This is a genomic window from Streptomyces sp. NPDC046716 (assembly GCF_040645755.1).
Lineage (GTDB): Bacteria > Actinomycetota > Actinomycetes > Streptomycetales > Streptomycetaceae > Streptomyces.
Genome location: NZ_JBEYYU010000092.1, coordinates 1 through 25,630, shown reverse-complemented (window position 1 = coordinate 25,630; position 25,630 = coordinate 1). Strand labels below are relative to the sequence as shown.

21 protein-coding genes are annotated in these 25,630 nt (G+C 70.7%); 12 read left to right on the top strand and 9 right to left on the bottom strand.

The genetic code is table 11. The annotated features are described in order from the left end of the window. Positions 1–434: 434 nt before the first annotated feature. Positions 435–1,841 (bottom strand): cation:dicarboxylase symporter family transporter, encoded by a 1,407-nt coding sequence (locus tag ABZ930_RS38750; RefSeq protein WP_361559334.1) that lies wholly within the window; start codon positions 1,839–1,841, stop codon positions 435–437. Between the two features lie 175 nt (positions 1,842–2,016). Here ABZ930_RS38750 and ABZ930_RS38745 point away from each other — a divergent pair, with 175 nt between their 5' ends. Then, on the top strand, positions 2,017–3,696 hold the full coding sequence (locus tag ABZ930_RS38745) for a sensor histidine kinase (RefSeq protein ID WP_361559331.1): 1,680 nt from the start codon (positions 2,017–2,019) through the stop codon (positions 3,694–3,696). Continuing rightward, positions 3,693–4,364, top strand: coding sequence for a response regulator (locus ABZ930_RS38740; protein ID WP_361559328.1), 672 nt, complete (start codon positions 3,693–3,695; stop codon positions 4,362–4,364). The genes ABZ930_RS38745 and ABZ930_RS38740 overlap by 4 nt, the downstream gene beginning before the upstream one ends. A gap of 104 nt (positions 4,365–4,468) precedes the next feature. Here the strand turns inward: ABZ930_RS38740 and ABZ930_RS38735 are convergent, their stop codons facing one another. Further along, positions 4,469–5,500, bottom strand: a complete 1,032-nt coding sequence (locus ABZ930_RS38735) for a YncE family protein (protein WP_361559325.1) — start codon at positions 5,498–5,500, stop codon at positions 4,469–4,471. 206 nt (positions 5,501–5,706) lie between these two features. Between ABZ930_RS38735 and ABZ930_RS38730 the strand changes: the two genes are divergently transcribed. The 4 genes from ABZ930_RS38730 (at position 5,707) to ABZ930_RS38715 (ending at position 9,627) form a co-directional block, all read left to right on the top strand. Beyond that, entirely contained in the window at positions 5,707–7,077 is a 1,371-nt protein-coding gene (locus tag ABZ930_RS38730) for an extracellular solute-binding protein (protein WP_361559322.1), read from the top strand. A gap of 85 nt (positions 7,078–7,162) precedes the next feature. After that, positions 7,163–7,969, top strand: coding sequence for a sugar ABC transporter permease (locus ABZ930_RS38725; RefSeq protein WP_361559319.1), 807 nt, complete (start codon positions 7,163–7,165; stop codon positions 7,967–7,969). A gap of 13 nt (positions 7,970–7,982) precedes the next feature. Beyond that, positions 7,983–8,810, top strand: a complete 828-nt coding sequence (locus tag ABZ930_RS38720; RefSeq protein ID WP_361559316.1) for a carbohydrate ABC transporter permease — start codon at positions 7,983–7,985, stop codon at positions 8,808–8,810. Between the two features lie 115 nt (positions 8,811–8,925). Next, positions 8,926–9,627 carry a helix-turn-helix transcriptional regulator gene (locus ABZ930_RS38715; protein WP_361559313.1) on the top strand — a complete coding sequence of 234 codons (702 nt, stop codon included), beginning with the start codon at positions 8,926–8,928 and terminating at the stop codon, positions 9,625–9,627. Positions 9,628–9,646: 19 nt separating this feature from the next. Here ABZ930_RS38715 and ABZ930_RS38710 read toward each other — a convergent pair whose 3' ends face one another. Next, positions 9,647–10,672: an ATP-dependent 6-phosphofructokinase gene (locus tag ABZ930_RS38710; RefSeq protein WP_361559310.1), complete on the bottom strand. Its 1,026-nt coding sequence runs from the start codon at positions 10,670–10,672 to the stop codon at positions 9,647–9,649. Between the two features lie 277 nt (positions 10,673–10,949). Between ABZ930_RS38710 and pta the strand changes: the two genes are divergently transcribed. The 3 genes from pta to pyk all read left to right on the top strand — a co-directional run bounded on the left by pta (position 10,950) and on the right by pyk (position 15,759). Continuing rightward, entirely contained in the window at positions 10,950–13,040 is a 2,091-nt protein-coding gene (pta, locus tag ABZ930_RS38705; RefSeq protein WP_361559307.1) for a phosphate acetyltransferase, read from the top strand. After that, complete coding sequence (locus ABZ930_RS38700; RefSeq protein ID WP_361559304.1) at positions 13,037–14,260, top strand: acetate kinase; 1,224 nt, start codon at positions 13,037–13,039, stop codon at positions 14,258–14,260. Before pta ends, ABZ930_RS38700 begins: the two co-directional genes overlap by 4 nt. A gap of 74 nt (positions 14,261–14,334) precedes the next feature. Then, complete coding sequence (pyk, locus tag ABZ930_RS38695) at positions 14,335–15,759, top strand: pyruvate kinase (RefSeq protein WP_361559301.1); 1,425 nt, start codon at positions 14,335–14,337, stop codon at positions 15,757–15,759. 105 nt (positions 15,760–15,864) lie between these two features. Here pyk and ABZ930_RS38690 read toward each other — a convergent pair whose 3' ends face one another. From ABZ930_RS38690 to ABZ930_RS38675, 4 genes are all read right to left on the bottom strand, one after another. Then, the gene (locus ABZ930_RS38690) at positions 15,865–17,148 is read right to left on the bottom strand and encodes a hypothetical protein (RefSeq protein WP_361559298.1); all 1,284 of its coding nucleotides are present in this window, start codon (positions 17,146–17,148) and stop codon (positions 15,865–15,867) included. Beyond that, positions 17,138–17,713: a DUF6114 domain-containing protein gene (locus ABZ930_RS38685; RefSeq protein ID WP_361559295.1), complete on the bottom strand. Its 576-nt coding sequence runs from the start codon at positions 17,711–17,713 to the stop codon at positions 17,138–17,140. The genes ABZ930_RS38690 and ABZ930_RS38685 overlap by 11 nt, the downstream gene beginning before the upstream one ends. A 156-nt stretch (positions 17,714–17,869) precedes the next feature. After that, positions 17,870–18,487, bottom strand: coding sequence for a DUF6230 family protein (locus tag ABZ930_RS38680; protein ID WP_361559292.1), 618 nt, complete (start codon positions 18,485–18,487; stop codon positions 17,870–17,872). 647 nt (positions 18,488–19,134) lie between these two features. Further along, on the bottom strand, positions 19,135–20,103 hold the full coding sequence (locus tag ABZ930_RS38675) for a tetratricopeptide repeat protein (RefSeq protein WP_361559289.1): 969 nt from the start codon (positions 20,101–20,103) through the stop codon (positions 19,135–19,137). A gap of 309 nt (positions 20,104–20,412) precedes the next feature. Here ABZ930_RS38675 and ABZ930_RS38670 point away from each other — a divergent pair, with 309 nt between their 5' ends. Then, positions 20,413–21,039: a TetR/AcrR family transcriptional regulator gene (locus ABZ930_RS38670; protein WP_361559286.1), complete on the top strand. Its 627-nt coding sequence runs from the start codon at positions 20,413–20,415 to the stop codon at positions 21,037–21,039. Positions 21,040–21,256: 217 nt separating this feature from the next. Here ABZ930_RS38670 and ABZ930_RS38665 read toward each other — a convergent pair whose 3' ends face one another. Both ABZ930_RS38665 and ABZ930_RS38660 read right to left on the bottom strand, forming a co-directional pair. Beyond that, on the bottom strand, positions 21,257–22,252 hold the full coding sequence (locus ABZ930_RS38665) for a GDP-mannose 4,6-dehydratase (RefSeq protein WP_361559283.1): 996 nt from the start codon (positions 22,250–22,252) through the stop codon (positions 21,257–21,259). Beyond that, positions 22,249–23,382, bottom strand: a complete 1,134-nt coding sequence (locus ABZ930_RS38660) for a UDP-N-acetylglucosamine--N-acetylmuramyl-(pentapeptide) pyrophosphoryl-undecaprenol N-acetylglucosamine transferase (RefSeq protein ID WP_361559280.1) — start codon at positions 23,380–23,382, stop codon at positions 22,249–22,251. Before ABZ930_RS38660 ends, ABZ930_RS38665 begins: the two co-directional genes overlap by 4 nt. A 64-nt stretch (positions 23,383–23,446) precedes the next feature. On the opposite strand from ABZ930_RS38660, the gene ABZ930_RS38655 reads away from it, so the two are divergent. After that, positions 23,447–24,151: a response regulator transcription factor gene (locus tag ABZ930_RS38655; protein ID WP_361559277.1), complete on the top strand. Its 705-nt coding sequence runs from the start codon at positions 23,447–23,449 to the stop codon at positions 24,149–24,151. Then, on the top strand, positions 24,148–25,521 hold the full coding sequence (locus ABZ930_RS38650) for a HAMP domain-containing sensor histidine kinase (RefSeq protein WP_361559274.1): 1,374 nt from the start codon (positions 24,148–24,150) through the stop codon (positions 25,519–25,521). Before ABZ930_RS38655 ends, ABZ930_RS38650 begins: the two co-directional genes overlap by 4 nt. The last annotated feature ends 109 nt before the right edge of the window (positions 25,522–25,630 follow it).

The window sequence follows — 25,630 nt, the reverse complement described above, 5'->3', positions numbered from 1 at the left end:
TTCCCTTCGGTCTTGCGTTTCCGACTCTATCAGACCGTTTTACCGGCCGATTTCCTCGGGGTCTTGCTTCGCTTTCCGGCCTTTCGGCTTTCCGGCGAGTCCGACTCTATCAGATCCTTTCGGGCCTGATTCCCAGTCAGCGGGCTTTGTCTTTCCGGCTGTTGGGCCGTTCCGACGTCCCAGACTTTAGCGGATTCCCTCTTCGATGACTAATCGAGGTGGAATGTGAATTCGGGCGCGCCGAAATCAATCCCGGAGGGAGATCGTGCTGGTGGTGGGGTGCCGCGTGAGCGGCGGAGGTGCTGTCCGCAGCCGTGGTGGCCCGGACAACTCGCAGGACTCTACGCCACCTGCGCCGGTAGTACAAAAGCGGGGCCCGTGCGTGTGTTCGCACGGGCCCCGCCGCAGGTCAGAGCGGTGTTCTGAGCAGTCGTTCAGGCTTTGACGGGCTCCTTCGTGCCGCCTTCGCGCGCTGTGGGGACCTCCTCGCGAGGGGTGTCCGTGCCGGAGTCGAGGAGGGTGCGCTCGTCGAAGGGGAGGTCGCCGGCGAGGACCCGCTTGACCCGGTCGCGGTCCACCTCTCCGGTCCAGCAGCCGATCAGCAAGGTGGCCACCGCATTGCCCGCGAAGTTCGTCAGGGCGCGGGCCTCGCTCATGAAGCGGTCGATGCCGATGATGAGGCCGACCCCGTCGACCAGGCCCGGCTTGTGCGACTGGAGACCGGAGGCGAGGACCGCGATGCCGGAGCCGGAGACACCGGCCGCGCCCTTCGACGCGATCATCATGAAGAGGAGCAGGCCGATCTGCTGGCCGACGCTCATCGGCTGGTCCATGGCATCGGCGATGAAGAGGGACGCCATGGTCAGGTAGATCATGGTGCCGTCGAGGTTGAAGGAGTAGCCGGTCGGGACGGTGATGCCGACGACCGGGCGGGAGACGCCGAGGTGCTCCATCTTCGCGATCAGGCGCGGGAGCGCCGACTCGGAGGACGAGGTCGAGAGGATGAGCAGGAACTCGCGGCCCAGGTACTTCAGCAGGGCGAAGATGTTGAAGCCGGTCGCCATGCGCAGGATCGCGGCCAGCACGATGCCGACGAAGAGCGCGCAGGTGACGTAGAAGCCGATCATGATGGTGGCGAGTGCCTTGAGGGCGTCGACGCCCGTTTCGCCGATGACGGCGGCCATCGCGCCGAACGCGCCGATCGGGGCGGCCCACATGATCATGCCGAGGACGCGGAAGACGAGCTTCTGGATGTGCTCGATGCCGCGCAGCACCGGCTCGCCGGCCCGGCCCATCGCCTGGAGGGCGAAGCCCACGAGGAGGGCGACCAGGAGGGTCTGGAGGACCTCGCCCTCCGTGAAGGCGGAGACCAGGGTCGTCGGGATGATGCCCAGGACGAAGTCGACCGGGCCCTCGCTCGCGTCCTTGGCCGCCGCCTGCCCGACGTCCTTCGTGGCATCGGTGAGGTGCATGCCGCTGCCGGGGTCGAGGATGTTGCCGACGATCAGGCCGATGGCCAGCGCCACCATCGACATCACGATGAAGTAGCCGAGGGCGAGACCGCCCACCTTGCCGATCTTGGCGGCCTTGCGGACCGAGCCGACGCCCAGGACGATCGTGCAGAAGATGATGGGCGAGATCATCATCTTGATCAGGTTCACGAAGCCCGTGCCGATGGGCTTGAGCTCCGTGGCGAAGTCGGGCCAGATGAAGCCGACGGCGACGCCGAGGAGGACCGCCACGATGACGGCGATGTACAGGTAGTGCGTGCGGTCCCGCTTCGCGGCGGGCTTCGCGGGCTGCGGGGCTTGGTCGGTGGTCGCGGTCCCGTTCTCGGCCACGGTTCCCTCCTGGCTGCTGACGACGGCGTCGGCGTACTGGGCTTGTCCCGGACTCGGCAGTGCGTGCGGCTCACGTCCTGCGGCTGCGGATCCCGGTGACTATCTCCCGGGCCGTGAGCACCGTCACCCTTCCGTTCATTTAGTTCCCGCTTGAACCGACGGGCAGACTGACCGCATGCGCTCCTTGCGTCTTCCCCGCCCCCGCAGCCTGGCCGGCCAGCTCTTCGCGATGCAGGTCGTGCTCGTCGCCGCCGTGGTCGCGGGATGCGCGCTGTTCACGTACCTCAGTGACAAGAGGCAGGCGGAGACGTCGGCCAGGCGGCAGGCGACTGCCGCGGCGACGGCGGTCGCCGACGCCGATTCGGTGCGGGACGCGATCACCGGGGACGCGGATCCGACGGTGCGGCTGCAGCCGTACGCGCGCGACGTGCAGCGGCACACCGGCGTCGACTTCGTGACGATCATGAACACGGACGGGATCCGGTGGACGCACCCCACGACCCGGTACATCGGGCAGCGGTTCCTCGGGCACATCGGGCCGGCGCTGAAGGGGCGGACGTTCTCGGAGACCTATACGGGGACGCTCGGGCCTTCGGTGCGGGTGGTCACTCCGGTGTACGACCGTCAGAGGCGGGTCGTCGGGCTCGTCAGCGCGGGGATAACGATCGACGAGATCACCGCGCAGGCGCGCGGGCAGGTGCTCGCGGTGGCGGGGGTCGCGGGGGCCGCGCTGATCGTCGGCGGCATCGGGACGTACGTCGTCAACGCGCGGCTGCGGCGCCACACGCACGGGATGAACGCCGGTGAGCTGAGCCGGATGCACGCCTACCACCAGGCCGCGCTGCACGCCGTGCGCGAGGGTCTGCTGATGCTCGACGGGCAGCGGCGGGTGGCGCTGATGAACGACGGGGCGCGGGTGCTGCTCGGGGTGGGCGACGGCGAGGAGGTCGTCGGACGGTCCGTCGCCGAGCTGGGGCTGCCCGCGCCGCTGACCGGGGCGCTCCTTGCCACCGAGCCGCGGGTCGACGAGCTGCATCTGACCGCCGACCGGGTCGTGGTCGTCAATACGTCGCCGGTCACCAGCGAGGAGCGGCGCGGCACCGTCGTGACCCTGCGCGATCACACCGAACTCCAGTCGGTGATGGGTGAGTTGGACTCCGAGCGGGGGTTCACGCAGGCGTTGCGGTCGCAGGCGCACGAGGCGGCGAACCGGCTGCACACCGTGGTGTCGCTGATCGAGCTGGGGCGGGCGGACGAGGCGATCGAGTTCGCGACCGCCGAGCTGGAACTGGCGCAGGCGCTGACCGACCAGGTGGTGGGTGCCGTGAGCGAGCCGGTGCTCGCCGCGCTGCTGCTCGGCAAGGCCGCGCAGGCCAATGAGCGCGGTGTCGAGCTGGTCGTCTCCGGTGACACCCGGGTCGAGGAGGTCGAGGAGGGGCCGGCCGGGGCGCTCGGGGTGCTGTCGGCGCGGGATCTCGTCACGGTGCTCGGCAATCTCATCGACAACGCCGTCGACGCGGCGCAGGGTTCGCCGCGGGCGCGGGTCACCGTCACCGCGCGTACGGAGGCGGACGGGCTGCTGCTGCGGGTGGCGGACTCGGGGCCCGGGGTCGATCCGGAGCATGCCGACGCGGTGTTCGAGCGCGGCTGGTCGACCAAGCCGGCCGGGCCCGGGGGTCGGGGGCTCGGGCTGGCTCTCGTACGGCAGGCTGTGGCGCGCGGGCACGGGACGCTCGCTCTGGACCGGGACGCGGGCGGGGGCGCCGCGTTCACCGTGCGGATGCCGTTCGCCGTGGGCGTGCCGGGTCCGCGTGGTTCCGGCCCGACGTCCGATGTGGAAGGCAGTACGTCATGAGTGACATCCGGGTCCTGGTCGTCGAGGACGATCCGGTGGCGGCCGATGCGCACACGCTCTACGTCGACCGGGTGCCCGGGTTCGTCACGGTCGCGCGGGCGCACACCGCGGCGGAGGCGCGGCGGGCGCTGGACCGGGTCGCCGTCGATCTGATCCTGCTCGATCTGCATCTGCCCGACGGGCACGGTCTGGCGCTGGCGCGGTCGTTGCGGGCCGCCGGGCATCAGACCGATGTGATCGCGGTGACGTCGGCCCGGGATCTGGCCGTGGTGCGGGAGGGGGTGTCGCTGGGGGTGGTGCAGTACGTGCTGAAGCCGTTCACCTTCGCGACGCTGCGGGACCGTCTGGTGCGGTATGCGGAGTACCGGACCAGTAGTGGGGAGGCGGCCGGGCAGGACGAGGTGGATCGGGCGCTGGCCAATCTGCGGTCTCCGGCGCCTGCCGCGCTGCCGAAGGGGTTGAGCGGGCCGACGCTCGAGCGGGTGACTCTCACGTTGCGGGAGGCCGCGCCCGAGGGGGTCACCGCGGCTTCGGCCGCCGAGGTCGTGGGGATTTCGCGGATCACCGCTCGGCGGTATCTGGAGCATCTGGTGGAGTCGGGGCGGGCTGGGCGCAGTCCGCAGTACGGGCAGGTGGGGCGGCCTGAGCTGGTTTATACCTGGAAGTAGGGCTTCGTCTGTGGGTGCGGGCCGGTGGGGGCTGGTCGCGCAGTTCCCCGCGCCCCTGAAAGGCCTGCGGCCATCAGGGGCGCGGGGAACTGTGCGACGAAGGGCTACTTCACCCGGAAGCGGGTCACCGTGTCGGCGCCGGTCGGGGAGGAGGCGGACTTGTCGACGACGTAGGCCGTGCCGTGGGCGATCTCGACGTGGTTGGGGTTGGCGCCGGTCGGGACGGTTTTGACGACGGTGCCCTTGCGCGGGTCGACGACGGTGGCCGTGGCGTCGGTGCGGTTGACGGCGACGACCTTGCCGGAGCGGGTGTCGGTGGCCACGGAGAGCGGACCGGCGCCGGTCGGCACGGACTTGGTGACGATGCCCTTGTCGAGGTCGATGACGTCGACGGCGCCGGCCGTGTTGTCGGCGGTGTAGGCGGTGCGGCCGTTCGCGGAGAGGGAGACCGAGATCGGGCCGTCGCCGGTCGGGATCAGGCGCGGGGTGGCGGACCTGCGGGTGACCTCGATGAGCTGGTCGTTGGTGAGGTCGGCGGCGTAGACGGTGCCGGTGCGCCCGTTCACGGCGAGGCCGGTCGGCCCGGCGCCGTCCACGGTGACGCGCTTCTTCTCCTGGTACGTACGGCTGTCGAAGGCGACGATGCTGCCGTCGCCGAAGCCGGAGGCCCACACGGTGTCGTGCCGCTCGTCGACGACGATCTCGCGGGCGTGCGCGACGTTCGGGAGGGTGGCGAGGTGGCGGCCGTCGCGCTGGCTGTAGACGGCGACGCTGTTGTCGCGGGTGTTGGTGACCCAGAGGGTGTTGTGCTCGTCGTCGACGGCGATGCCGTAGACCGCTTCGACGGCGCCGGTGGCGGTGTCGGTGACGGGCGGCGTGTACGTGGCCTCGACGGCGAGGGTGTCCGGGTTCAGGCGGGTGAGCGCGGAGGTCGTCACCGGTGGGCGGCCCACCGCCGACGTGGTCCACAGGGCGTGGTTCCGCTCGGAGTACGCCGACTGGTAGAGGCCTTTGGTGACGGGGGCGGAGGAGGCGGCGCCGCCGGCGGCGTGCGCGGCGGGGGCGAGGGCGCCGCCCGCGACGAGGGCCACCACGAGGGCGGCGGAGCGACGGATCCTGGGGGTGATTCGAGGCATGCTGCGTCAATCTCCTTTACAGGTGGGCACGTTGTGGCGCCACCGCAAGACTAGCTTAGGTTAGCCTTACCTAAGTAATTGACGTCATCCGGGAGCCCTCCCACGACCCCTGCACACCCATTGACCCTGCTCCGAACCGGACCGTACGTTCACGGGCAGCCACGCGCGGCAACGCAGCCCGCGACGGTCCGTAGGAGGTCGTGCCCGTGCGCCCCACCGCCCCGCTCCTCACCGCCACCGTCCTGCTCCTGGCCGCCGGAACCCTCACCGCGTGCGGCGGTGGATCCGGCGGCGACGCGAACACCGTGAAGGTCTCGTACAAGCAGTCCACGGACAACATGAGCAAGGTCCCGGACACCTACCTGACCGCGATGAAGAAACAGTTCGAGAAGGCCAACCCGGGCAAGAAGGTCGAGCTCGTCCCGATCAAGGCACCGGACGCCGAGTACTACACGAAGCTCCAGCAGATGCTCCGCTCCCCCAGGACGGCGCCCGACCTCGTCTACGAGGACACGTTCCTGGTCAACTCCGACATCACCAGCGGGTACTTGAGACCTCTGGACGCGTATCTCGGCAAGTGGTCGGACTGGGACCAGTTCATCGACACCGCGAAGAGCGCCGCGAAGGGCCAGGACGGCAAGACATACGGCGTTCCCGACGGCACCGACACCCGTGGCCTCTGGTACGACAAGGCCGTCCTGAAGAAGGCGGGCATCAAGACCCCCTGGCAGCCGAAGAACTGGAACGAGCTCCTCGACGCCGCCCGCACCATCAAGAAGAAGGTCCCCGGCGTCATCCCGCTGAACCTCTACACCGGCAAGGCGGGCGGCGAGCAGTCCACGATGCAGGGCTTCGAGATGCTGCTGTACGGCACGGGCGACGGCACCGCCGATCCGCTCTACGACAAGTCCTCGCAGAAGTGGATCGCCGGGTCGAAGGCGTTCCGGGACAGCCTGTCGTTCGTCGAGACGGTCTACAAGGAGAAGCTCGGCCCCGACGTCTCCGACGCGCTCGACCCGAACATCGGCACCACCGTCCGCGGTGAACTCCTGCCCAAGGGCAAGATCGGCATCGACCTCGACGGCTCCTGGCTCCCGCAGGACTGGATCGAGGGCGCCGGCCACGCCTGGCCCGAGTGGTCGCAGAAGCTGGGCCTCGCCCACATGCCCACCCGGAACGGGCAGGCGCCCGGCAAGGTCTCCATGTCCGGCGGCTGGACCTGGGCCATTCCCGCCAAGGCGGCCAACCCCGACCTCGCCTTCGACTTCATCAAGACGATGCAGACGAAGGAGAACGCCCGGCGCTGGTACATCGCCAACTCCGGCATCGCCGTCCGCAAGGACGTGGCCGCCGACCCCGCGTACGTGAAGGCGCAGCCCGGCATCGAGTTCTTCACCGACCTGGTGGCCTCGACCCACTACCGGCCCGCCTATCCCGCGTACCCGAAGGTGTCGACGGCGATCCAGGAGGCCATGGAGTCGGTGACGACCGGCGACGCCTCGGTGGACAAGGCGGCGGCCACGTACGACGACCAGCTGAAGACGGCAGCGGACGGCAAGGTTGTCACGCGGCCTTGAGGGGGCGGGGGTCCCCGCAGGAAGAACCCCGCCCAGGGGGCGAGCCCTGCTCCGGGCCCTCCCCCTGGCCCCGGCGACGATCGTCATGGCCCTCTTCCTGGCCGGCCCCATCGCCTACTGCGTCTACATCGCCTTCACCGACCTCCAGCTCACCGGCCAGGCGGCCTCCTCCTTCGTCGGCTTCGACAACTTCGCGAAGGCGTTCCACGACGACGCCTTCCTGAACGCGGTCAGGCTCACCCTCGTCTTCACGTTCCTGTCGTCGATCGTGGGCCAGAACACCCTGGGCCTGGCCCTCGCGGCGCTGATGAAGCGCGCGTCGAAACCGGTGCGCACAGTCACCGGCGCCGTCGTCGTCACGGCCTGGGTGCTGCCGGAGGTGGTCGCCGGGTTCCTGCTGTACGCGTTCTTCCGCCGCGAGGGCACCCTCAACGCGATCCTCGACCAGCTCGGACTCCCCGCCCAGAACTGGCTGTTCACGCTGCCGATCCTGGCGGTGTCGTTCGCGAACGTGTGGCGCGGCACCGCGTTCTCGATGCTCGTCTACTCGGCGGCGCTCGACGAGATCCCGGCCGAGATCACCGAGGCCGCCGAGGTGGACGGCGCGAACGCCTGGCAGCGCCTCTGGCACGTCACGCTGCCGATGATCCGGCGCTCCATCGGCACGAACCTGATGCTGAACACGCTGCAGACCCTGTCCGTCTTCGGCCTGATCTGGGTGATGACCCGCGGCGGGCCCAGCAACCACAGCCAGACCCTCCCGCTGTTCATGTACGAGCAGGCGTTCCAGAAGAGCATGATCGGCTACGGCACCGCGGTCGCCCTGCTCCTCCTGGTCGTCGGCTCCCTGTTCTCGGTGGTCTACATGCGCCTGTTGCGCTCAGAACCGTGAGACGGAGGCACCCGTGACCCGCCGCACCACCCGCAACCGGCTCACCGCCGACGCGGCGCTCGCCGTCGTCCTCGTCGCCTTCGGGCTGCCGCTCGCCTGGGTGGTCCTCTCCTCGCTCGACGCCGACGCGAACCTGCGGGTGAAGTGGCCCGCGCACGCCACGTTCGGCAATTTCGACGCGGTGCTCACCCCGGACATCACGTTCACCCCGCTGCTCAACAGCCTGATCCTGTGCGGCGGGGCGACGGCCCTGACGGTGGCGTGCGCGGCGCTCGCCGCGTATCCGCTCTCGCGCCACCGCTCGCGGCTGAACAATCCGTACCTGACCACGATCCTGTTCGCGACGTGTCTGCCGATCACCGCGGTCATGGTGCCGGTGTACGCGCTCTTCGTGCAGGTGAACCTGATCGACACGATGGCGGGCACGATCTACTTCTTCGCCGCGTCCCAACTCCCTTTCGCCGTCTGGCTGATGAAGAACTTCATGGACGGGGTGCCGAAGGAGCTGGAGGAGGCGGCCTGGACCGACGGGGCGGGCACCTTCCAGTCGCTGGTGCGGATCGTGCTGCCGCTGATGGGACCCGGCATCGCCGTCGTCACGGTCTTCTGCTTCGCCATGATGTGGGGGAACTTCTTCGTCCCGTTCATGCTGCTGCTCTCCCCCGACCAGATGCCGGCGTCGGTCAGCATCAACGACTTCTTCGGCAACCGCGGGACGGTCGTCTACGGACAGCTCGCGGCGTTCTCGATCATCTACTCGACGCCGGTGATCCTGCTCTACGTCCTGGTGTCCCGGCGGTTCGGCGGCGGCTTCGCGCTCGGCGGCGCGGTGAAGGGCTGACCCCGGCCCCGGGATCCGTCGCCGGGCACCCCTCGGCACCTGTACGTTCCTACGACATGTCACGGAGTGCGAACGCACCGTAGCCAAGCGGGCGTTCGCCCCCTACTTTGTGGCCGTGCAGCACAAGGCTCCGGCGAACCAGCCGACCCCGCCGTTCAACGCCCCCGCCGCCCGACGCCTCCGTGAGGCGCTGGGGATGGCCCCGGGCCATGTCGCGTACGGCATGCGCGCCAGTTACGGGCTGGCGTACATCACCCCCGAGATCATCATCGCCTGGGAGCACGGCGACGCGACCCCGACCGCCGGTGAACTGACCGCGCTGGCCGGGGCGTTGTGGTGCTCCCCGGGCGAACTCATCGGCGCGCCGCGCACGCTGCGGGAGCACCGGCTCGCGCTCGGGCTCGCCCCGGAGGACGTGGCGCGGTTCGTGGGTCTGGAGATCCACTCGTATCTGCGGATGGAGGAGACGGGCGACTGGCGGGGCACCGAACGGCAGTCGTCGGCGCTCTCCGAGGTGCTGCGGCTCGCTCCGCGCGCCTTCGCCACCGTCACCGGGCGGGACGACCAGCTGGCGGAGCTGCTGCGCCGGGCGGCGACGACGCGCTGGCAGGCGTACACGAAGCCGCTGAGCCGGCTGATCCCCGTCGCCAGACGGGACCTGGAGGACGTGCTGCACGAGATGCACCTGGAGTACCAGGCGCTGATGGCCGCGACGCTGAGCTGGGGCGGCGGCGGCTCGTCCGGGTCGGGGGACGCCGGGCGGGACTTCATGGAGCGGATCCTGGACGAGTTCTGGTCCAGGATCCGCTATCGGTAGCGGGGCCGGGGCGTGGGTCCTAGAAGACCGACTCGGCCTCGTCCATGCGGTCCTTCGGCACGGTCTTCAGCTCGGTGACGGCCTCGGCGAGCGGCACCATCGTGATGTCGGTGCCGCGCAGCGCGGTCATCCTGCCGTACTCGGCGCGGTGCGCGGCCTCCACGGCGTGCCAGCCGAAGCGGGTGGCGAGGACGCGGTCGTACGCTGTCGGGGTGCCGCCGCGCTGCACATGGCCGAGGATCACCGGACGGGCCTCCTTGCCGAGGCGCGACTCCAGCTCGTAGGCGAGCGCGGTGCCGATGCCCTGGAAGCGCTCGTGGCCGAACTGGTCGATGGCGCCCTTGCCGTAGTCCATCGTGCCGTCCTGCGGGTGCGCGCCCTCGGCGACGCAGATGACGGCGAACTTCTTGCCGCGCGAGAACCGCTCCTCGACCATCTTGACCAGGTCGGCCGGGTCGAAGGGGCGCTCGGGCAGGCAGATGCCGTGGGCGCCGCCGGCCATGCCGGACTCCAGCGCGATCCAGCCCGCGTGCCGGCCCATGACCTCGACGACCATGACCCGCTGGTGGGACTCGGCGGTGGTCTTGAGGCGGTCCATCGCCTCCGTCGCGACGCCGACGGCCGTGTCGAAGCCGAAGGTGCGGTCGGTGGAGGAGATGTCGTTGTCGATCGTCTTCGGGACGCCGATCACCGGGACGCCCGCGTCGGAGAGCATGCGCGCGGCGGTCAGCGTGCCCTCGCCGCCGATCGGGATGAGCGCGTCGAGGCTGCTCTTGTCCATCAGCTCCTTGGCGTTGTCACACGCCGCGCGGAAGCGGTCGCGCTCAAGCCGGGACGATCCGAGGATGGTGCCGCCACGGGCGAGGATGCCGCTGACCGCGTTCAGATCCAGCGGGCGGAAGCGGCCGTCGAGCAGGCCCGCGTAACCGTCCTCGAAGCCGATGACCTCGTCTCCGTAGTGCGTGACCGCTCGGTGCACGACCGACCGGATCACTGCGTTCAGACCAGGACAGTCGCCGCCTGCGGTGAGAACTCCGATGCGCATCGTGCTGTGTCTCCTGCTCGCTTCTGGTTCGTCTGAGCCACTGCGATTCTTCCACGCTCCGCGCGACAACGCGTTCGCGCGGCCGGAGGAGAGGCGGTTCGTCACTCCCGGGACGGGCACTGAGACCCTGGAGTTCAGGCCCTTTGTCCGGCGGGCGACCTAGCCATCTCCGGAGGTATTGTCAAGAGGGCACAGCTTTCGATATGGCCATGTCTGGCTCCGGGTGCGGACCCTCCGGTCCTGCTCAGGGGGCCTGTGGAGGAAACGGAGAGCCCGCGTGACGCGCAGCGTGTACGTGACCGGAATCGACCGGGGCGATGGCCGGCAGGTCGTCGAGCTGGGAGTCATGGAGCTGCTGACCCGCCAGGTCGACCGGGTGGGAGTCTTCCGGCCACTGGTCCACGACGGCCCCGACCGGCTCTTCGATCTGCTGCGGGCCCGCTACCGGCTCTCCCAGGATCCGGCGAGCGTCTACGGGATGGACTACGCCGAGGCGTCCACGATCCAGGCCGAGCAGGGCACCGACGAGCTGGTGTCGCTGCTGGTCGACCGGTTCCACGCGGTGACCCGGGACTACGACGTCGTCCTGGTGCTCGGCACCGACTTCGCCGACACCCAGCTCCCCGACGAGCTGGCCCTCAACGCCCGGCTCGCGAACGAGTTCGGCGCATCCGTGATCCCGGTGGTCGGCGGCAAGAAGCAGACCGCCGAGTCGGTGCGCGCCGAGGTCCGCAACGCCTTCCGCGCCTACGACGGCCTCGGCTGCGACGTCCTCGCGATGGTGGCCAACCGGGTCCGCCCCGAGGACCGCGACGAGATCGACGAGCGTCTGGGCAACCGGCTTCCGGTGCCCTGCTACGTGCTGCCCGACGAGGCCGCGCTCTCCGCGCCGACCGTAGCCCAGATCACCCACGCGCTCGGCGGCACGGTGCTGCTCGGCGACTACTCGGGCCTGGCCAGGGACGCCCTGGACTTCGTCTTCGGCGGCGCGATGCTGCCGAACTTCCTCAACGCGCTGACCCCGGGCTGCCTGGTCGTCACCCCCGGGGACCGCGCCGACCTGGTGGTGGGCTCGCTGGCCGCGCACAGCGCCGGCACCCCGCCGATCGCCGGGGTGCTGCTGACCCTGGACGAGCGGCCCGGCGAGGAGATCCTGAAGCTGGCCGACCGGCTCGCGCCCGGCACCCCCGTCGTCGCCGTGTCCGGCGGCTCCTTCCCCACCGCGGCCGAACTCTTCGCGCTGGAGGGGAAGTTGAACGCGGCGACGCCGCGCAAGGCGGAGACCGCGCTCGGCCTGTTCGAGCGGTACGCCGACACGGCGGCCCTGCTGCGCACCATCCAGGCGCCCTCCTCCGACCGGCTGACGCCGATGATGTTCGAGCACAAGCTGCTGGAGCAGGCCCGCTCGGACAAGCGGCGCGTCGTGCTGCCCGAGGGCACCGAGGAGCGCGTGCTGCGCGCGGCGGACGTCCTGCTGCGGCGCGGCGTGTGCGACCTGACGCTGCTCGGCCCGGTCGAGCAGATCCGCAAGCGGGCCGCCGATCTCGGTGTCGACCTCGGCGACAGCGAGCTGATCGACCCGGCCACCTCCGAGCTGCGGGACCGGTTCGCCCAGGAGTACGCGCAGCTGCGCGCCCACAAGGGGGTCACCGTCGAGCTGGCGCACGACGTCGTGGCCGATGTGAACTACTTCGGCACGCTGATGGTCCAGGAGGGCCTGGCCGACGGCATGGTGTCGGGGTCGGTGCACTCCACGGCCGCCACCATCCGCCCGGCCTTCGAGATCATCAAGACCAAGCCGGACGCCGCGATCGTGTCCTCCGTCTTCTTCATGTGCCTGGCCGACAAGGTCCTCGTCTACGGCGACTGCGCGGTGAACCCGGATCCGAACGCGCAGCAGCTCGCCGACATCGCCGCCCAGTCCGCCGCCACCGCCGCGCAGTTCGGCGTGGACCCGCGGATCGCGATGCTGTCGTACTCGACGGGCACCTCCGGCTCGGGCGCCGACGTCGACAAGGTCCGCGAGGCCACGGGGATCGTCAAGGAGCGGCACCCCGAGCTGAAGATCGAGGGCCCGATCCAGTACGACGCGGCCGTCGAGCCATCGGTGGCCGCCACCAAGCTGCCCGGCTCCGAGGTCGCCGGGCAGGCGAGCGTGCTGATCTTCCCCGACCTCAACACCGGCAACAACACCTACAAGGCCGTGCAGCGGTCGGCCGGCGCGATCGCCGTCGGCCCGGTCCTCCAGGGCCTGCGCAAGCCGGTCAACGACCTGTCCCGCGGCGCGCTCGTGCAGGACATCGTCAACACGGTCGTCATCACGGCGATCCAGGCCCAGACCCCCACCGAAAAGGCACCCGCCCAGTGACAGCGACCCGCATCCTCGTCCTCAACTCCGGCTCGTCGTCGGTCAAGTACCAGCTCCTCGACATGGCGAGCCACGAACGGCTCGCGGTCGGCCTGGTCGAGCGGATCGGCGAGGAGACCTCGCGGCTCAAGCACACCCCGCTGGCCGTCGGCGGCGCGGCCCGCGAGCAGAACCGGCGCATCGCCGACCACGCCGAGGCCCTGAACGCGGTCGCCGACGAGCTGGCGGCGGACGGGCTCGGCCTGGACTCCCCCGAGCTGGCCGCGATCGGCCACCGGGTGGTGCACGGCGGCCTGAAGTTCACCGAGCCGACCGTCGTGGACGACGCCGTGCTGGCCGAGATCGAGCGGCTCATCCCGGTCGCGCCGCTGCACAACCCGGCGAACCTGACCGGGATCCGCACGGCGATGGAGCTGCGCCCCGACCTGCCGCAGGTGGCCGTCTTCGACACCGCGTTCCACACGACGATGCCGGAGTCGGCGGCGCGCTACGCGATCGACGTGGCCACCGCCGACGAGCACCGGGTGCGCCGCTACGGCTTCCACGGCACGTCGCACGCGTACGTCTCCCGCAAGACGGCCGGGCTGCTCGGCAAGGACCCGTCCGAGGTCAACCTGATCGTGCTGCACCTGGGCAACGGCGCGTCCGCGTCGGCCGTGCGCGGCGGGGAGTGCGTGGACACGTCCATGGGGCTCACCCCGCTGGAGGGCCTGGTGATGGGTACCCGTTCAGGAGACGTCGACCCGGCGGTCATCTTCCATCTGATGCGGGTGGGCAAGATGTCCCCGGACGAGATCGACATCCTGCTCAACAAGAAGAGCGGTCTGGTCGGGCTGTGCGGTGACAACGACATGCGGGAGATCCGGCGCCGGATCGACGAGGGCGACGAGGCCGCGCGGCTCGCCTTCGACATCTACATCCACCGCCTGAAGAAGTACATCGGCGCGTACTACGCGGTGCTCGGCCGGGTGGACGCGATCGCCTTCACGGCCGGGGTCGGTGAGAACGCGGCGCCGGTGCGCGAAGCTGCGGTGGCCGGTCTGGAGGAGCTGGGCCTGGCGGTCGACGGCGAGCTCAATTCCGTACGTTCCGACGAGGCCCGGATCATCTCGCCGGAGTACGCCCGGGTCGCCGTGGCCGTGGTGCCGACGGACGAGGAGCTGGAGATCGCGCAGCAGACCTACGCGCTCGTCGGGGACGCCCGTGACCACCACGCCTGAGCGCCCCTCCGCCCATTTGTAGATTCCGCCAGACGGAATATTCCGTAGCGAAACAAACCGATAGGATCGCCCCCATGCGCCGTTCCAAAATCGTCTGCACGCTGGGCCCCGCCGTCGACTCCGAAGAGCAGCTCGTCTCGCTGATCGAAGCCGGCATGAATGTGGCCCGCTTCAACTTCAGCCACGGCACGCACGCCGAACACCAGGGTCGCTACGACCGTGTTCGCGCCGCCGCCGCGAAGACCGGCCGCGCCGTGGGCGTGCTCGCCGACCTCCAGGGCCCCAAGATCCGTCTGGAGACCTTCGCCGAGGGCCCCGTCGAGCTGGTGCGCGGTGACGAGTTCACCATCACCACCGAGGACGTCCCGGGCGACAAGTCGATCTGCGGGACGACGTACAAGGGGCTGCCGGGCGACGTCTCGCGCGGCGACCAGGTACTGATCAACGACGGCAACGTCGAGCTCAAGGTGATGGACGTCGAGGGCCCGCGGGTCAAGACGATCGTCATCGAGGGCGGCGTCATCTCCGACCACAAGGGCATCAACCTGCCCGGCGCGGCCGTGAACGTGCCGGCCCTGTCCGAGAAGGACGTCGAGGACCTGCGCTTCGCCCTGAAGATGGGCTGCGACATGGTCGCCCTGTCCTTCGTGCGCGACGCCAACGACGTCAAGGACGTCCACAAGGTGATGGACGAGGAGGGCCGCCGGGTCCCCGTCATCGCCAAGGTGGAGAAGCCGCAGGCCGTCGCCAACATGGAGGGCGTCGTCGCGGCGTTCGACGCGATCATGGTCGCCCGTGGCGACCTGGCCGTCGAGTACCCGCTCGAGAAGGTCCCGATGGTGCAGAAGCGCCTCGTGGAGATGTGCCGCCGCAACGCCAAGCCGGTGATCGTCGCGACCCAGATGATGGAGTCGATGATCACCAACTCGCGCCCGACCCGCGCCGAGGCCTCCGACGTCGCGAACGCGATCCTGGACGGCGCCGACGCGGTCATGCTGTCCGCCGAGTCGAGCGTGGGCGCGTACCCGATCGAGACCGTCAAGACGATGTCGAAGATCGTCCGGGCGGCCGAGGAGGAGCTGCTCTCCAAGGGCCTGCAGCCGCTCGTCCCGGGCAAGAAGCCGCGCACGCAGGGCGGTTCGGTCGCCCGTGCCGCGTGCGAGATCGCGGACTTCCTGGACGGCAAGGCGCTGATCGCCTTCACCCAGTCCGGCGACACCGCGCGCCGCCTGTCCCGCTACCGCGTCTGCCAGCCGATCCTCGCCTTCACCACCGACGAGGCCACCCGCAACCAGCTCGCGCTGACCTGGGGCGTGGAGACGTACGTCGTCCCGCACGTGGACTCCACCGACGCGATGGTCGACCTGGTCGACGCCGAGCTGGTGAAGCTCTCCCGCTTCAACGACGGCGACACCGTGGTCATCACCGCCGGCTCGCCCCCCGGCGTCCCCGGCACCACCAACATGGTCCGGGTGCACCAGCTGGGCGGCGGCAAGTAGCCTCGCCCGCCGCACCACGCACCGAGGGCGCCCCCTGTACGAGACAGGGGGCGCCCTCGTTTCTTGCGCGGCTCCCGGAAGGGTCTGTTCTTCTTGCCGGTACGGTCAGCTGTCCTCGACCGTGGTGTGCAGCCCGGGGACGTGCAGGGTGCCGCCGAACTGCGCGGCCTGCGTGACCTTCACATTGGTGAAGTACAGGATCGGCAGGTTGATCGGCGGCGGGTTGTCGGCGTTGAACGTCATGGGGATGAGCCCGAGCAGGTTGCCCGACAGCTCCTCCGTGTACATGATCGTCTTGCCGTCGCGGATGGTGGACGTGGAGCCCTTGTCCGCGCGGATGTGGAAGTACTTCCCGTTCGGCCCCGAGGCGATCTGGTGGAGATCACCGATGTCGGTGCCGTTGGAGATGATGTACTTCATGACCCGCTTGGTGGTGCCGTCGGCCATCCGGACGTCGACCAGGCCCTTGTAGTCCGCGCCCTTGAGCAGGAGCGAGCTGGCCTGCAGCTTCCAGGTGGTGTCCGGGAGCTGTGCGGGCGTGTCCTCGTTGGCACCCGCCTTGTCGGTCGCCGCCTCGCAGTCGTCCGGCAGCTCGGTGGAGCTCGGCGACGGAGTGGCCGACGAGGCGTCCTCCAGAGCCTTGGCGGCCTTGTCGGTCGCCTTGTCGGCCTCGCTCTCGACGCCCTTGACCGCGTCGCCGGCCTTCTCGGTCGTGTCCTTGACCGTGTCGCCCAGCTTGTCGGTCGTGTCCTTCACCGCGTCGCCGGCCTTCTCGGTGGCCTTGCTCTCCGAGGCGGACGGGCTCGGGGTCGGGCTGGCCGACTCCTTGTCCTTCGGGGTGAAGAGATCCTTGAGCGCGTCACCGACGCCCAGCGGGTCGAGCGGGTTCTTGGTCTCCGACGCGGAGGGCGACGGCGTGGCCGCGTCCCCGGCTCCGGAGTCGGCCCCCGAGGACGACGTGGAGCCGCCGGCCTCCTTGTCCGCCGAGGCGGAGGGCGACGGCGTCGGCTCCGCCTTGTCGTCCCCGGACTTGTCGGCGTCGTCGGCCTTCGAGTCCTGGGAGTCCTTGGACTCCGAGGCGGACGGCGACGGCGTCGCCTCCGTGGTGTCCTTGCCGTCCTTGGCGTCCTGCTGTGCCTCGACCGCGTCCGCGCACGCCTTGTAGTCGTCCGCGGAGATCCCGGTGGGATTGTCCTTGGCCGCGGCGAGCGTGGGCGTGAGGCCGAAGCCCATGAGGACGGCCGTGGGCATGGCCGCGATGGCTATCGCCTTGCCCGCGGGCATGTGCAGCCTGGTGAACAGATGCTTCCTCGGCGCTGCATGCCGCGGCCCGGTTCTCGCACGGGACTCCCCGAAGGAGTCCTCGTGGTGCACCTCGTCAGCCGGCACGGTGCCTCCCGTTCGTCCCGTTGTCCGGGCTCGTCCCTGACTCGTCGTCGATTGCGCCCGAGACCCGGTAGGTGGCACCCGCGACCGGGGGCGCGACGGGGGCTCCCAGGTCGGGCTCCACCGCGTGCTCACCGCCCGCCGCGGCCGTCGTCCCGGTCCCCTCGCCAGGCCGTGCCGGCGCCCAGGAGATGCCGAGGGCACCACCGATCAGGGCGAGCAGGAAGCCGATGACGAAACCACCGAAGTTGGAGACCACCAGAGAGACAAGGGCGAGAAGAATCGCCGCGACACCCGCGAACACCCGGGAGTGCGGCTGGAACCACATCGTCAGACCGAGCACGACCAGCAGTACGCCGATGATGAGCGATCCCGCGCCCGCCGTCGTCGCCATGCGGATCGTCATGGAGCCGATGGTCAGGTTCGCGTACGGGAAGTACATGATCGGGATACCGCCGAGGATGGCCAGCAGACCACCCCAGAACGGGCGCTGACCGCGCCACCCTCGGAACGATTGGCGCGTGTGATCAAGCTTGCTGCCCGATCCTGCGTGCGCTTCGGCGCTCATGTCGTACAGCTCCTCGGGAATGGCGTTGTTCCGTGGTGATGATCGCTGCCCGGTGACGGGCGCGGGGGCGGCCGGAGCGATCCCCGCGCGTCCCCGCGCCCGACCGTTCAGCGCATCAAGTGCCGGCCCTCGGACCCACGTTCGGGTCCAGGTGGCCTAGTAGCACTCGTGCTTGCCCTTCTTGACACTCATCTTGAGGCCCGAGAGCTTGAAGGTGCCGGCGGTGGTGGCCCACGCCCGCTGCTGGACGTTCTCGAAGTGAACCGAGTCCGCCTGCTGGGCGAACGAGTTCGGGTCGGCCTTGTCGCCCTGGTGGATGCCAGGACCCTTGGCCGCGTCACCCGCCGCCACACCGATGTCGATGTTCTTGAAGGTCGCGTCGGCCTTCAGGTCATCGGCGTCGATGTAGAGGGTCTTGGCCTCGACCGGGTTGTTCTTGTCGGCACCGGCCGACAGCTTCATCGACACGTCGCCGAAGACCGGGACCGGGACAACCACCGACTGGCAGAGGTTGTTGATCGTCGCGGACTTCATGCCGACGACGGCGACGGGGTGGGCACCCGTCTTGCCGGAGTCGATGGCTCCGTACTGGACGAAGCCGTCACCGTCGAGAGAGTCCGCCGTCACCTTGAACGACTGACCCGACACACTGAACGATGCCGCGAGCGCACCCTGGGACAGGGCCACGCCTATCGCGGCAGTTGCCGCAACGCTCGGCACCATGACTACGGCGAACCGCTTCCATCTGGTTCCGCCACGAATCATGGAATTCATGACTGTTCCTCCTTCTCGGACGTACATCTCCGGCCCTGACTGCCCCTTACGGCGGCTCAGCCGGGCAGGGATGGGAGAAGTGCTACGTCCTCGGGAAGGAGAGCGCCCGCATCGGGGACGGATGAAACCAACCGCACCCGGATCACCGGCGATCACCCCCGAGCGACAACCACTGGTCGCACCTGAGCCATCACGCGCAACCTGCCGGACAGGCCCAGCCGACTGGCTGAGACCCCCCTGTCCATAGACCGACGGCGCTCCCCTGGTTCACCGCCGACCTGCCCGGTGGGGACCCCTGAGCCCCGCAGTCCGATTGGCTGTCGGACGAGTGGGGAGTGGACCGAGCGTGCCCGATCGTGGTGCATTCCCGGCGCTCGCACAAGGGGGTTCGTTACTCACGGGTAACGGACGGATAACCGCGCCGCGACCGCCCGGACTCGGACGGCGACGCAGGGTACTGCCCCTCTGGCCACCAGAACGGTTGATTCCGGCACGTAATCGGACAGAAGAAGGGCTCTGACTTACTCCAAGTAACAGCGGCCGCGATTACCAAGTTTTGGTAAAGCGCGGCCGCTGTGTGCCCCTGAGGACAGAACTTTCACCCCGGCACCACATGCCGTGGTGTTTAGGAACAGGTCACTGGCGGCTCAGAAGAGAACCCGGGCCAGAGCCGTACGCGCCGTGGTCACGCGCGGGTCGTCGCCCCCGACGACCTCGAACAGTTCGAGCAGCCGGACCCGCGCCGTCTCGCGGTCGTCGCCCGCCGAGCGGGCCACCGTGTCGACGAGGCGTCCGAAGGCGTCCTCGACATGGCCGCCGACCAGATCCAGATCGGCCGCCGCGACCTGGGCCCGCACGTCACCGGGGTTCTGCGCGGCGTCCGCGCGCACCTTCTGCGGGTCGAGGTCCTGGACGCGCTGGAGCAGTTCGGCCTGACCGAGGCCCAGCTTGGCCTCGGTGTTGCCGGGGTCGTCCGACAGCACGTTCTTGTACGCCTGGACCGCGCCGGCCATGTCGCCGGCGTCAAGGGCCTGCACGGCGGCTTCGAGCAGCGCGTCGTACGGACCGGCCGGAGCCTCCACGACCGGTGCGTCACCCTCCGCATCGCCGGAGACGGTGATGCCGGTGAGCCCGAAGCGCTCCTCGCCGACCTGGATCAACTGGTCGAGGGTGCCCCGGATCTGGGACTCGGGGGCGGCTCCCTGGAAGAGGGGCAGGGCCTGCCCGGCGACGACGGCGAAGACGGCCGGGATCCCCTGGACCCCGAACTGCTGCATCAGCATCTGATTGGCGTCGACGTCGATCTTGGCGAGCACGAAGCGGCCGTTGTACTCGGTGGCGAGGCGCTCGAGAAGCGGGCTGAGCTGCTTGCAGGGCTCACACCACTCGGCCCAGAAGTCGATGACGACGGGCACCTCGGTGGAGCGCTGCAGGACGTCGCGCTCGAAGTCCGCCTCACTGACGTCGATGACGAGGCTCGACGGCGACACCGCGCCGCCCCCGCCCTGCCGCGCCGCTTCGGCGCGGGCCTGCTCGGCCTTGGCCTTGGCCTCCTGGGCCGCCTTCACCGCGGCGAGGTCGACGACTCCGCTCATGGACATGTTCCGTGGCTGCATGCGTACAGTCTCCCCCTTCCGCGGACCGTTGTGGGCCGGGTCCGGCTCCGATCACCTCCCGCCGGATTGCGAGGTGTGCGGAGCGGACTCGGCCGGGTGCATTCGGCGCCGGGTCCCCACCCGGCACCAGTGGTTGCCGCTCGTCGCGGCCGACCGGGGTGCAGATCCGGGAGACCGTACGAGTATGAGCTTTCGCTACGAGTCGTAGCGTAACTGTCATGGGTGGTGCGCGGGGTGGACTCTCCGGTGATCTGGCTCACCCGGAACGGTTGATCCGCTCCCTGCCTACCGGCCGGTATGGTCGCGTCCATGCAGAGCCGCACTCCCTCCGCCACGGGCCGCCCGGGCCGGCCCCGGTCCGCCACGGTGGACGGGGCGATCCTGGAGGCGACGCGCGAGGCGCTGGTGGAGCTCGGCTGGTCCAAGCTGACCCTGGGCGACGTGGCGACGCGGGCCGGCGTCGCGAAGACCACGCTGTACCGCCGGTGGGCCGGCAAGAACGAGCTGGTGGTCGACGCGGTCGCCGTCCTCTTCGATGAACTCGAACTGCCCGACAGAGGTTCCCTGGCGGCCGACATCGAGGGTGTGGTGCTGCAGTTCGCGGCGCTGCTGAACCGGCCCGAGACCAAGACGGCGCTGATGGCGGTGGTCGCCGAGTCCACGCGGGACGCTCCGCTGCGGGAGCGGATCCGGACCTCGATCGTGGATCGGCAGAAACGATTGGTGCTGGAGGGGCGGGCCCGGGCCGAGCGGCGCGGGGAGTTGCCGGTGGCGGCCGATCCCTGTGTCGCGGCGGCCACCGCCGACCTGATCTTCGATGTCGCGGCCGGGGCCGTGGTGCACCGGACGCTGGTGAGTGCGGAGCCGGTGGATTCGGAGTGGGTGCGGCGCTTCACCGCGCTGTTGCTGGGCGGGCTGGCGGCGGCGTCCGACTAGGAGCGCCGCCGGGTGTCGCTCACGTCATGGCGTTGCACGTCGGCTGACGGCCGGTGGCCGCTTCTCGCGCAGTTCCCCGCGCCCCTGGATGCGAGCTCCGCTCGCCCAGGAGCGGGGGAAGGCGCGCGCAGCGCAGGCCTTCAGGGGCGCGGGGAACTGCGCGAGAAGCGGCCACCGGGCCGCGGGCGGGGGTAAGAGCCCGTGGGGCAGACGGGGGTCAGACCTGGTAGCGCTCCGGGGCGAAGAGGTGGAGGTTGTCGGCTATCCAGGCCGAGGTGTTCTTCAGGCCCTCCGACAAGGAGACCTCGGGGCTCCAGCCGGACCACTCGCGGGCCCGGCGGTTGTCGGAGAGCAGCCGCTGGACCTCGCTGCCGGCGGGCCGCATCCGGGCCGGATCCGACACGACCCGCGCCTCGCGCCCCGAGGCGACGATCAGCTCCCGGGCCAGCTCGCCGATCGATATCTCCTGCCCGGTGCCGAGATTGACGACCTGTCCCAGCGCGGCCTCGCACTCGGCGACCGCGAGGAACCCGCGCGCGGTGTCCGTGACGTACGTGAAGTCGCGGGTCGGCGTGAGCGACCCGAGCCTGATCTCCCGTGCCCCGGAGTGCAGTTGGGCCAGGATCGTCGGGATCACGGCCCGCGCGGACTGGCGCGGCCCGTAGGTGTTGAAGGGCCGCACCACGGTCACCGGCAACTCGAAAGCGTGCCAGTGCGACAGCGCCATCATGTCCGCGCCGATCTTCGACGCGGAGTACGGCGACTGCGGCTGGAGCGGATGCTCCTCGGAGATGGGGGCGGTCAGCGCGGTGCCGTAGACCTCGCTCGTGGAGGTGTGCACGAGACGCCGTACGGAGTGCCGGCGCGCGGCCTCGGCGATGTTCTCGGTGCCGACGACGTTCGTCTGGACGTAGGCGCCGGGCGAGTCGTACGAGTACGGGATGCCGATCAGCGCGGCCAGGTGGAAGACGGTGTCGCAGCCGGCGACGGCCTCGGACACCCGCCCCGCGTCGCGGACGTCGCCCGCGAGCACGTCGACGCGCGGATCGTCGAGCAGGTGCGCCAGGTGGCCCTTGTCGCCGTACGGCTTGTAGTGCACGAAGGCGCGCACCTGGGCGCCCCGCTCCAGCAGGAGGTCCACCAGCGTGGAGCCGATGAAGCCCTCGGCGCCGGTGACGAGGACGGTGCGTCCGGTCCAGGTGTGGTCGGTCATGAGTGCTGCAACTCCTTGTGCTGTGCTGCGAGATGGATGACGTGGTCGGCGAGGAGGTCGGCGGCCCTGGCGTGCGGGCCGCCGGGCGCGGCGGCCGACATGGCGGCGAGCCGGTGCGGGTCGGCGAGCAGCGGCTCGACGAGGGCGGCGAGGGCGTCGGCGGTGGTGGCCCCGTCGGACAGGAGCAGGCCGGCGCCCGCGTCGGAGAGGACCCGCGCGTTGTGGGTCTGGTGGTCGCCGGGCGCGTGCGGGTAGGGCACGAGGACGGCGGGGACGCGGGTGGTGGCGAGTTCGGCGACGGTCGCCGAGCCGGCCCGGCAGACGACGAGGTCGGCGGCGGTGTAGGCGAGGTCCATCCGGTCGAGGTAGGGGACGGCGGCGGCCGGGGTGCCCAGCAGGCGGCGCCGGGTCTCCTCCAGGGCGGCGGGCCCGGTCTTGACGAGGAGGTGGACGTCGGTGCGGCCGCGCCAGCGCGCGGCGAGCCCGACGGCCGCCTCGGTCAGCCGGGCGGCGCCGAGGCTGCCGCCGTTGACGAGGACGAGCCGGGCGCCGTCCGGGACGCCCAGCGCGCGGCGCGCCCCGTCGCGCGGTGCGGTGCGGTCGAGGGCGGCGAGCGACGCGGCGATCGGCATGCCGGTGGTCAGCGCCCGGGTGCCGCCGGGCAGGTGGGCCCTGCTGCGGTCGAAGGCGACGGCGATGTGCGGGGTGAGGCGGGCGGCGAAGCGGTTGGCGCGGCCCGGGACGGCGTTGGACTCGTGGATGAGGCTGGGCAGGCCGGCCATCCGGGCGCCGACGATCACCGGCGCGCTCGGGTAGCCGCCCATGCCGACCGCTATGTGGGCGCCCTGCTCGCGCAGGACGGCCCGGGCCTGGCCGCCGGACTTCAGCAGGGCGGCGGGCAGCAGATAGCGGCGGGCGCCGAGCGACGGGTCGAAGGGGATCATGTCGACGGTGTGCAGCCGGTACCCGGCGTCGGGGATCAGCCGGGTCTCCAGGCCGCGTTCGGTGCCGACGAACGAGATCACGGCGTCCGGGACCGCCCGGCGCAGCGCGTCGGCGAGGGCGAGTCCGGGATAGATGTGGCCGCCGGTGCCGCCCGCGCCGATGACGACGGAGAGAGGTGTTCGCATGACGGTAGAGCGTCGCGGGGCGGCCTAAGAGGGTTTTAAGAGCCGGATTTGGCACCTTTGTGCCATGACGACAGCGAACAGCCCCGCCCCGGCCCGGATCCTGGTGGTGGACGACGACCCGGAGGTGCGCTCGGCCGTCGCGGACGCGCTGACCGTGGAGGGCTACCTGGTCACGGCGGCGGCGGACGGGCAGCGGGCGCTGACCGCGCTGGCCCGCAGCGAGCCGGACGTGGTCGTCCTCGACGTGCGGATGCCGGTGCTCGACGGGCTCGCGGTGTGCCGCCGGATGCGCGCCGTGGGGGACCGCACCCCGGTGCTGGTGCTGACCGCGCTCGGCTCGGTCAGCGAGCGGGTGGACGGGCTCGACGCGGGCGCCGACGACTACCTGGTCAAGCCGTTCGCACTCGACGAACTGGCCGCGCGGGTGCGGGCGTTGCTGCGGCGGGCGGCTCCCGAGCCGGAGCCGGACACCCCGCTCGCGTACGGGGACCTGGTCATCGACCCGGCGACCCGCACGGGCCGGCGCGGCGGGCGGACCATCGACTTCAGCCGGACCGAGTTCGCGCTCCTGGAGGTCCTGGTGCGCAACGCCGGGCAGGTGCTGCCCCGCGAGGTCGTGCAGGAGGCGGTGTGGGGGCGGGACTTCGGGCCCGACTCCAACTCGCTCGCCGTGTACGTGGGGTATCTGCGGCGCAAGCTGGAGACCGCCGGGGAGGCGCGACTCCTGCACACGGTGCACGGCGTGGGCTACCGCCTGGGCACGCCGTGACCGGCCCGGCCCGGCTGCCGCTGCGCACCCGGCTCGCCCTCCTGGCCTGCGCCACGGTCGCGCTGATCACGGTGGGCGTGTGTTCGGCCGCGTACGCCGTCATCCGGTACGAGCTCGGCCACCAGCTCGATCTCCAGCTCGCCCAGGCGGCGACGCTGGCCACCCAGCAGAACCGGGACGAGCCGCCCGGGGTGCTCTCCGGCGAGTGCCGCTATCTGGCGGCGCCGGCCTGCGCGCAGCTGGTCCCGGCGGACGCGGCGGACGATCCTTCGGGCTCGTCGTACCTGCTGCCCGTCTCGGACACGGCCCGCGCCGTCGCGGCCGGCACGCACGCGCCGTACTACACCGACCTCACGCTCCAGGGGCATCCGGTGCGGATGCTGACCACCCCGTACACGGCGGGGAAGGGCCGGGCGCTCCAGGTGGCGTTGCGGTCGGACACCACGGAGAAGGGGGTGCGGCAGGCGACCGCGCTGTTCGCCGCGATCAGCGTGGCCGGTGTGGTGCTCGCGGCGCTCGGCGGGTACGGGATCGCGCGGCGCGGGCTCGCTCCGGTGGCCCGGCTGACGGCGACGGCGGAGCGGATCGCGGCGACGCGCGACGCCCGTACGCGCATCGACGTGCCGCCGGGGCGCGGGGACGAGGTGGCGCGGCTCGCCGTCTCGTTCAACACCATGCTGGGCGAGCTGGAGGACTCGGTGGCGGCCCGGCGGCGGCTCGTCGCGGACGCCTCGCACGAGTTGCGTACGCCGCTGACCGCGCTGCGCACCAATGCCGAACTGCTGTCCCGGGGTGAGCGGTTGACGGCCGCTCAGCGTGAGCGGGCCTCGGCCGCGCTGGGGCGGCAGATCCATGAGGTCACGTCGCTGGTCAACGACCTGATCGAGCTGGCCCGTGACGAGGAGCCGACGGCGCTGGTCGAGGAGGTGGCGTTCGCGCCGCTCGTCGCGCATGCCGTGGAGACGGCGCGGGCGCACTGGCCCGGGGTGCCGTTCTCGCTGACCGTGGTGCCGGGGGCGGCGGGGGTGACGTTGCCGGGGGTGCCGGCGCGGTTGTCGCGGTTGCTGGCGAATCTGCTGGGGAACGCCGCCAAGTTCAGTCCGGCGGGGGCCGGGGTGGAGGTCGTGCTGTCGCCGGGGGAGCTGACGGTGCGCGATCACGGGCCCGGGATCGCGCCGGAGGACCTCCCCTATGTCTTCGACCGTTTCTACCGGGCCGAGGCGTCGCGGGCGCTGCCCGGGTCCGGGCTCGGTCTGGCGATGGCCCGCCAGATCGCCGAGGCCCACGGGGCGAGCCTCACGGCTGAGCGCGCCGCCGGGGGCGGGGCGCTCTTCCGTCTCGGGTTCGCCGCGACGGTTGCGGCCGAGTAGGGGCTGCCGGTCCCGTCGTGGCTGGTCGCGCAGTTCCCCGCGCCCCTGAAGGCATGCGCTGCGCGCGCCTTCCCCTGGGCGAGCGAAGCTCGCTTCAGGGGCGCGGGGA

What these genes read in the sequence shown, in the direction of transcription:
- ABZ930_RS38745 (WP_361559331.1), top strand. Translation starts at nt 2,017, where the DNA reads ATGCGCTCCTTGCGTCTTCCCCGCCCCCGCAGCCTGGCCGGCCAGCTC.
- ABZ930_RS38740 (WP_361559328.1), top strand. Translation starts at nt 3,693, where the DNA reads ATGAGTGACATCCGGGTCCTGGTCGTCGAGGACGATCCGGTGGCGGCC.
- ABZ930_RS38735 (WP_361559325.1), bottom strand. Translation starts at nt 5,500, where the DNA reads ATGCCTCGAATCACCCCCAGGATCCGTCGCTCCGCCGCCCTCGTGGTG.
- ABZ930_RS38725 (WP_361559319.1), top strand. Translation starts at nt 7,163, where the DNA reads ATGGCCCTCTTCCTGGCCGGCCCCATCGCCTACTGCGTCTACATCGCC.
- ABZ930_RS38710 (WP_361559310.1), bottom strand. Translation starts at nt 10,672, where the DNA reads ATGCGCATCGGAGTTCTCACCGCAGGCGGCGACTGTCCTGGTCTGAAC.
- pyk (WP_361559301.1), top strand. Translation starts at nt 14,335, where the DNA reads ATGCGCCGTTCCAAAATCGTCTGCACGCTGGGCCCCGCCGTCGACTCC.
- ABZ930_RS38685 (WP_361559295.1), bottom strand. Translation starts at nt 17,713, where the DNA reads ATGAGCGCCGAAGCGCACGCAGGATCGGGCAGCAAGCTTGATCACACG.
- ABZ930_RS38680 (WP_361559292.1), bottom strand. Translation starts at nt 18,487, where the DNA reads ATGAATTCCATGATTCGTGGCGGAACCAGATGGAAGCGGTTCGCCGTA.
- ABZ930_RS38675 (WP_361559289.1), bottom strand. Translation starts at nt 20,103, where the DNA reads ATGCAGCCACGGAACATGTCCATGAGCGGAGTCGTCGACCTCGCCGCG.
- ABZ930_RS38670 (WP_361559286.1), top strand. Translation starts at nt 20,413, where the DNA reads ATGCAGAGCCGCACTCCCTCCGCCACGGGCCGCCCGGGCCGGCCCCGG.
- ABZ930_RS38665 (WP_361559283.1), bottom strand. Translation starts at nt 22,252, where the DNA reads ATGACCGACCACACCTGGACCGGACGCACCGTCCTCGTCACCGGCGCC.
- ABZ930_RS38660 (WP_361559280.1), bottom strand. Translation starts at nt 23,382, where the DNA reads ATGCGAACACCTCTCTCCGTCGTCATCGGCGCGGGCGGCACCGGCGGC.
- ABZ930_RS38655 (WP_361559277.1), top strand. Translation starts at nt 23,447, where the DNA reads ATGACGACAGCGAACAGCCCCGCCCCGGCCCGGATCCTGGTGGTGGAC.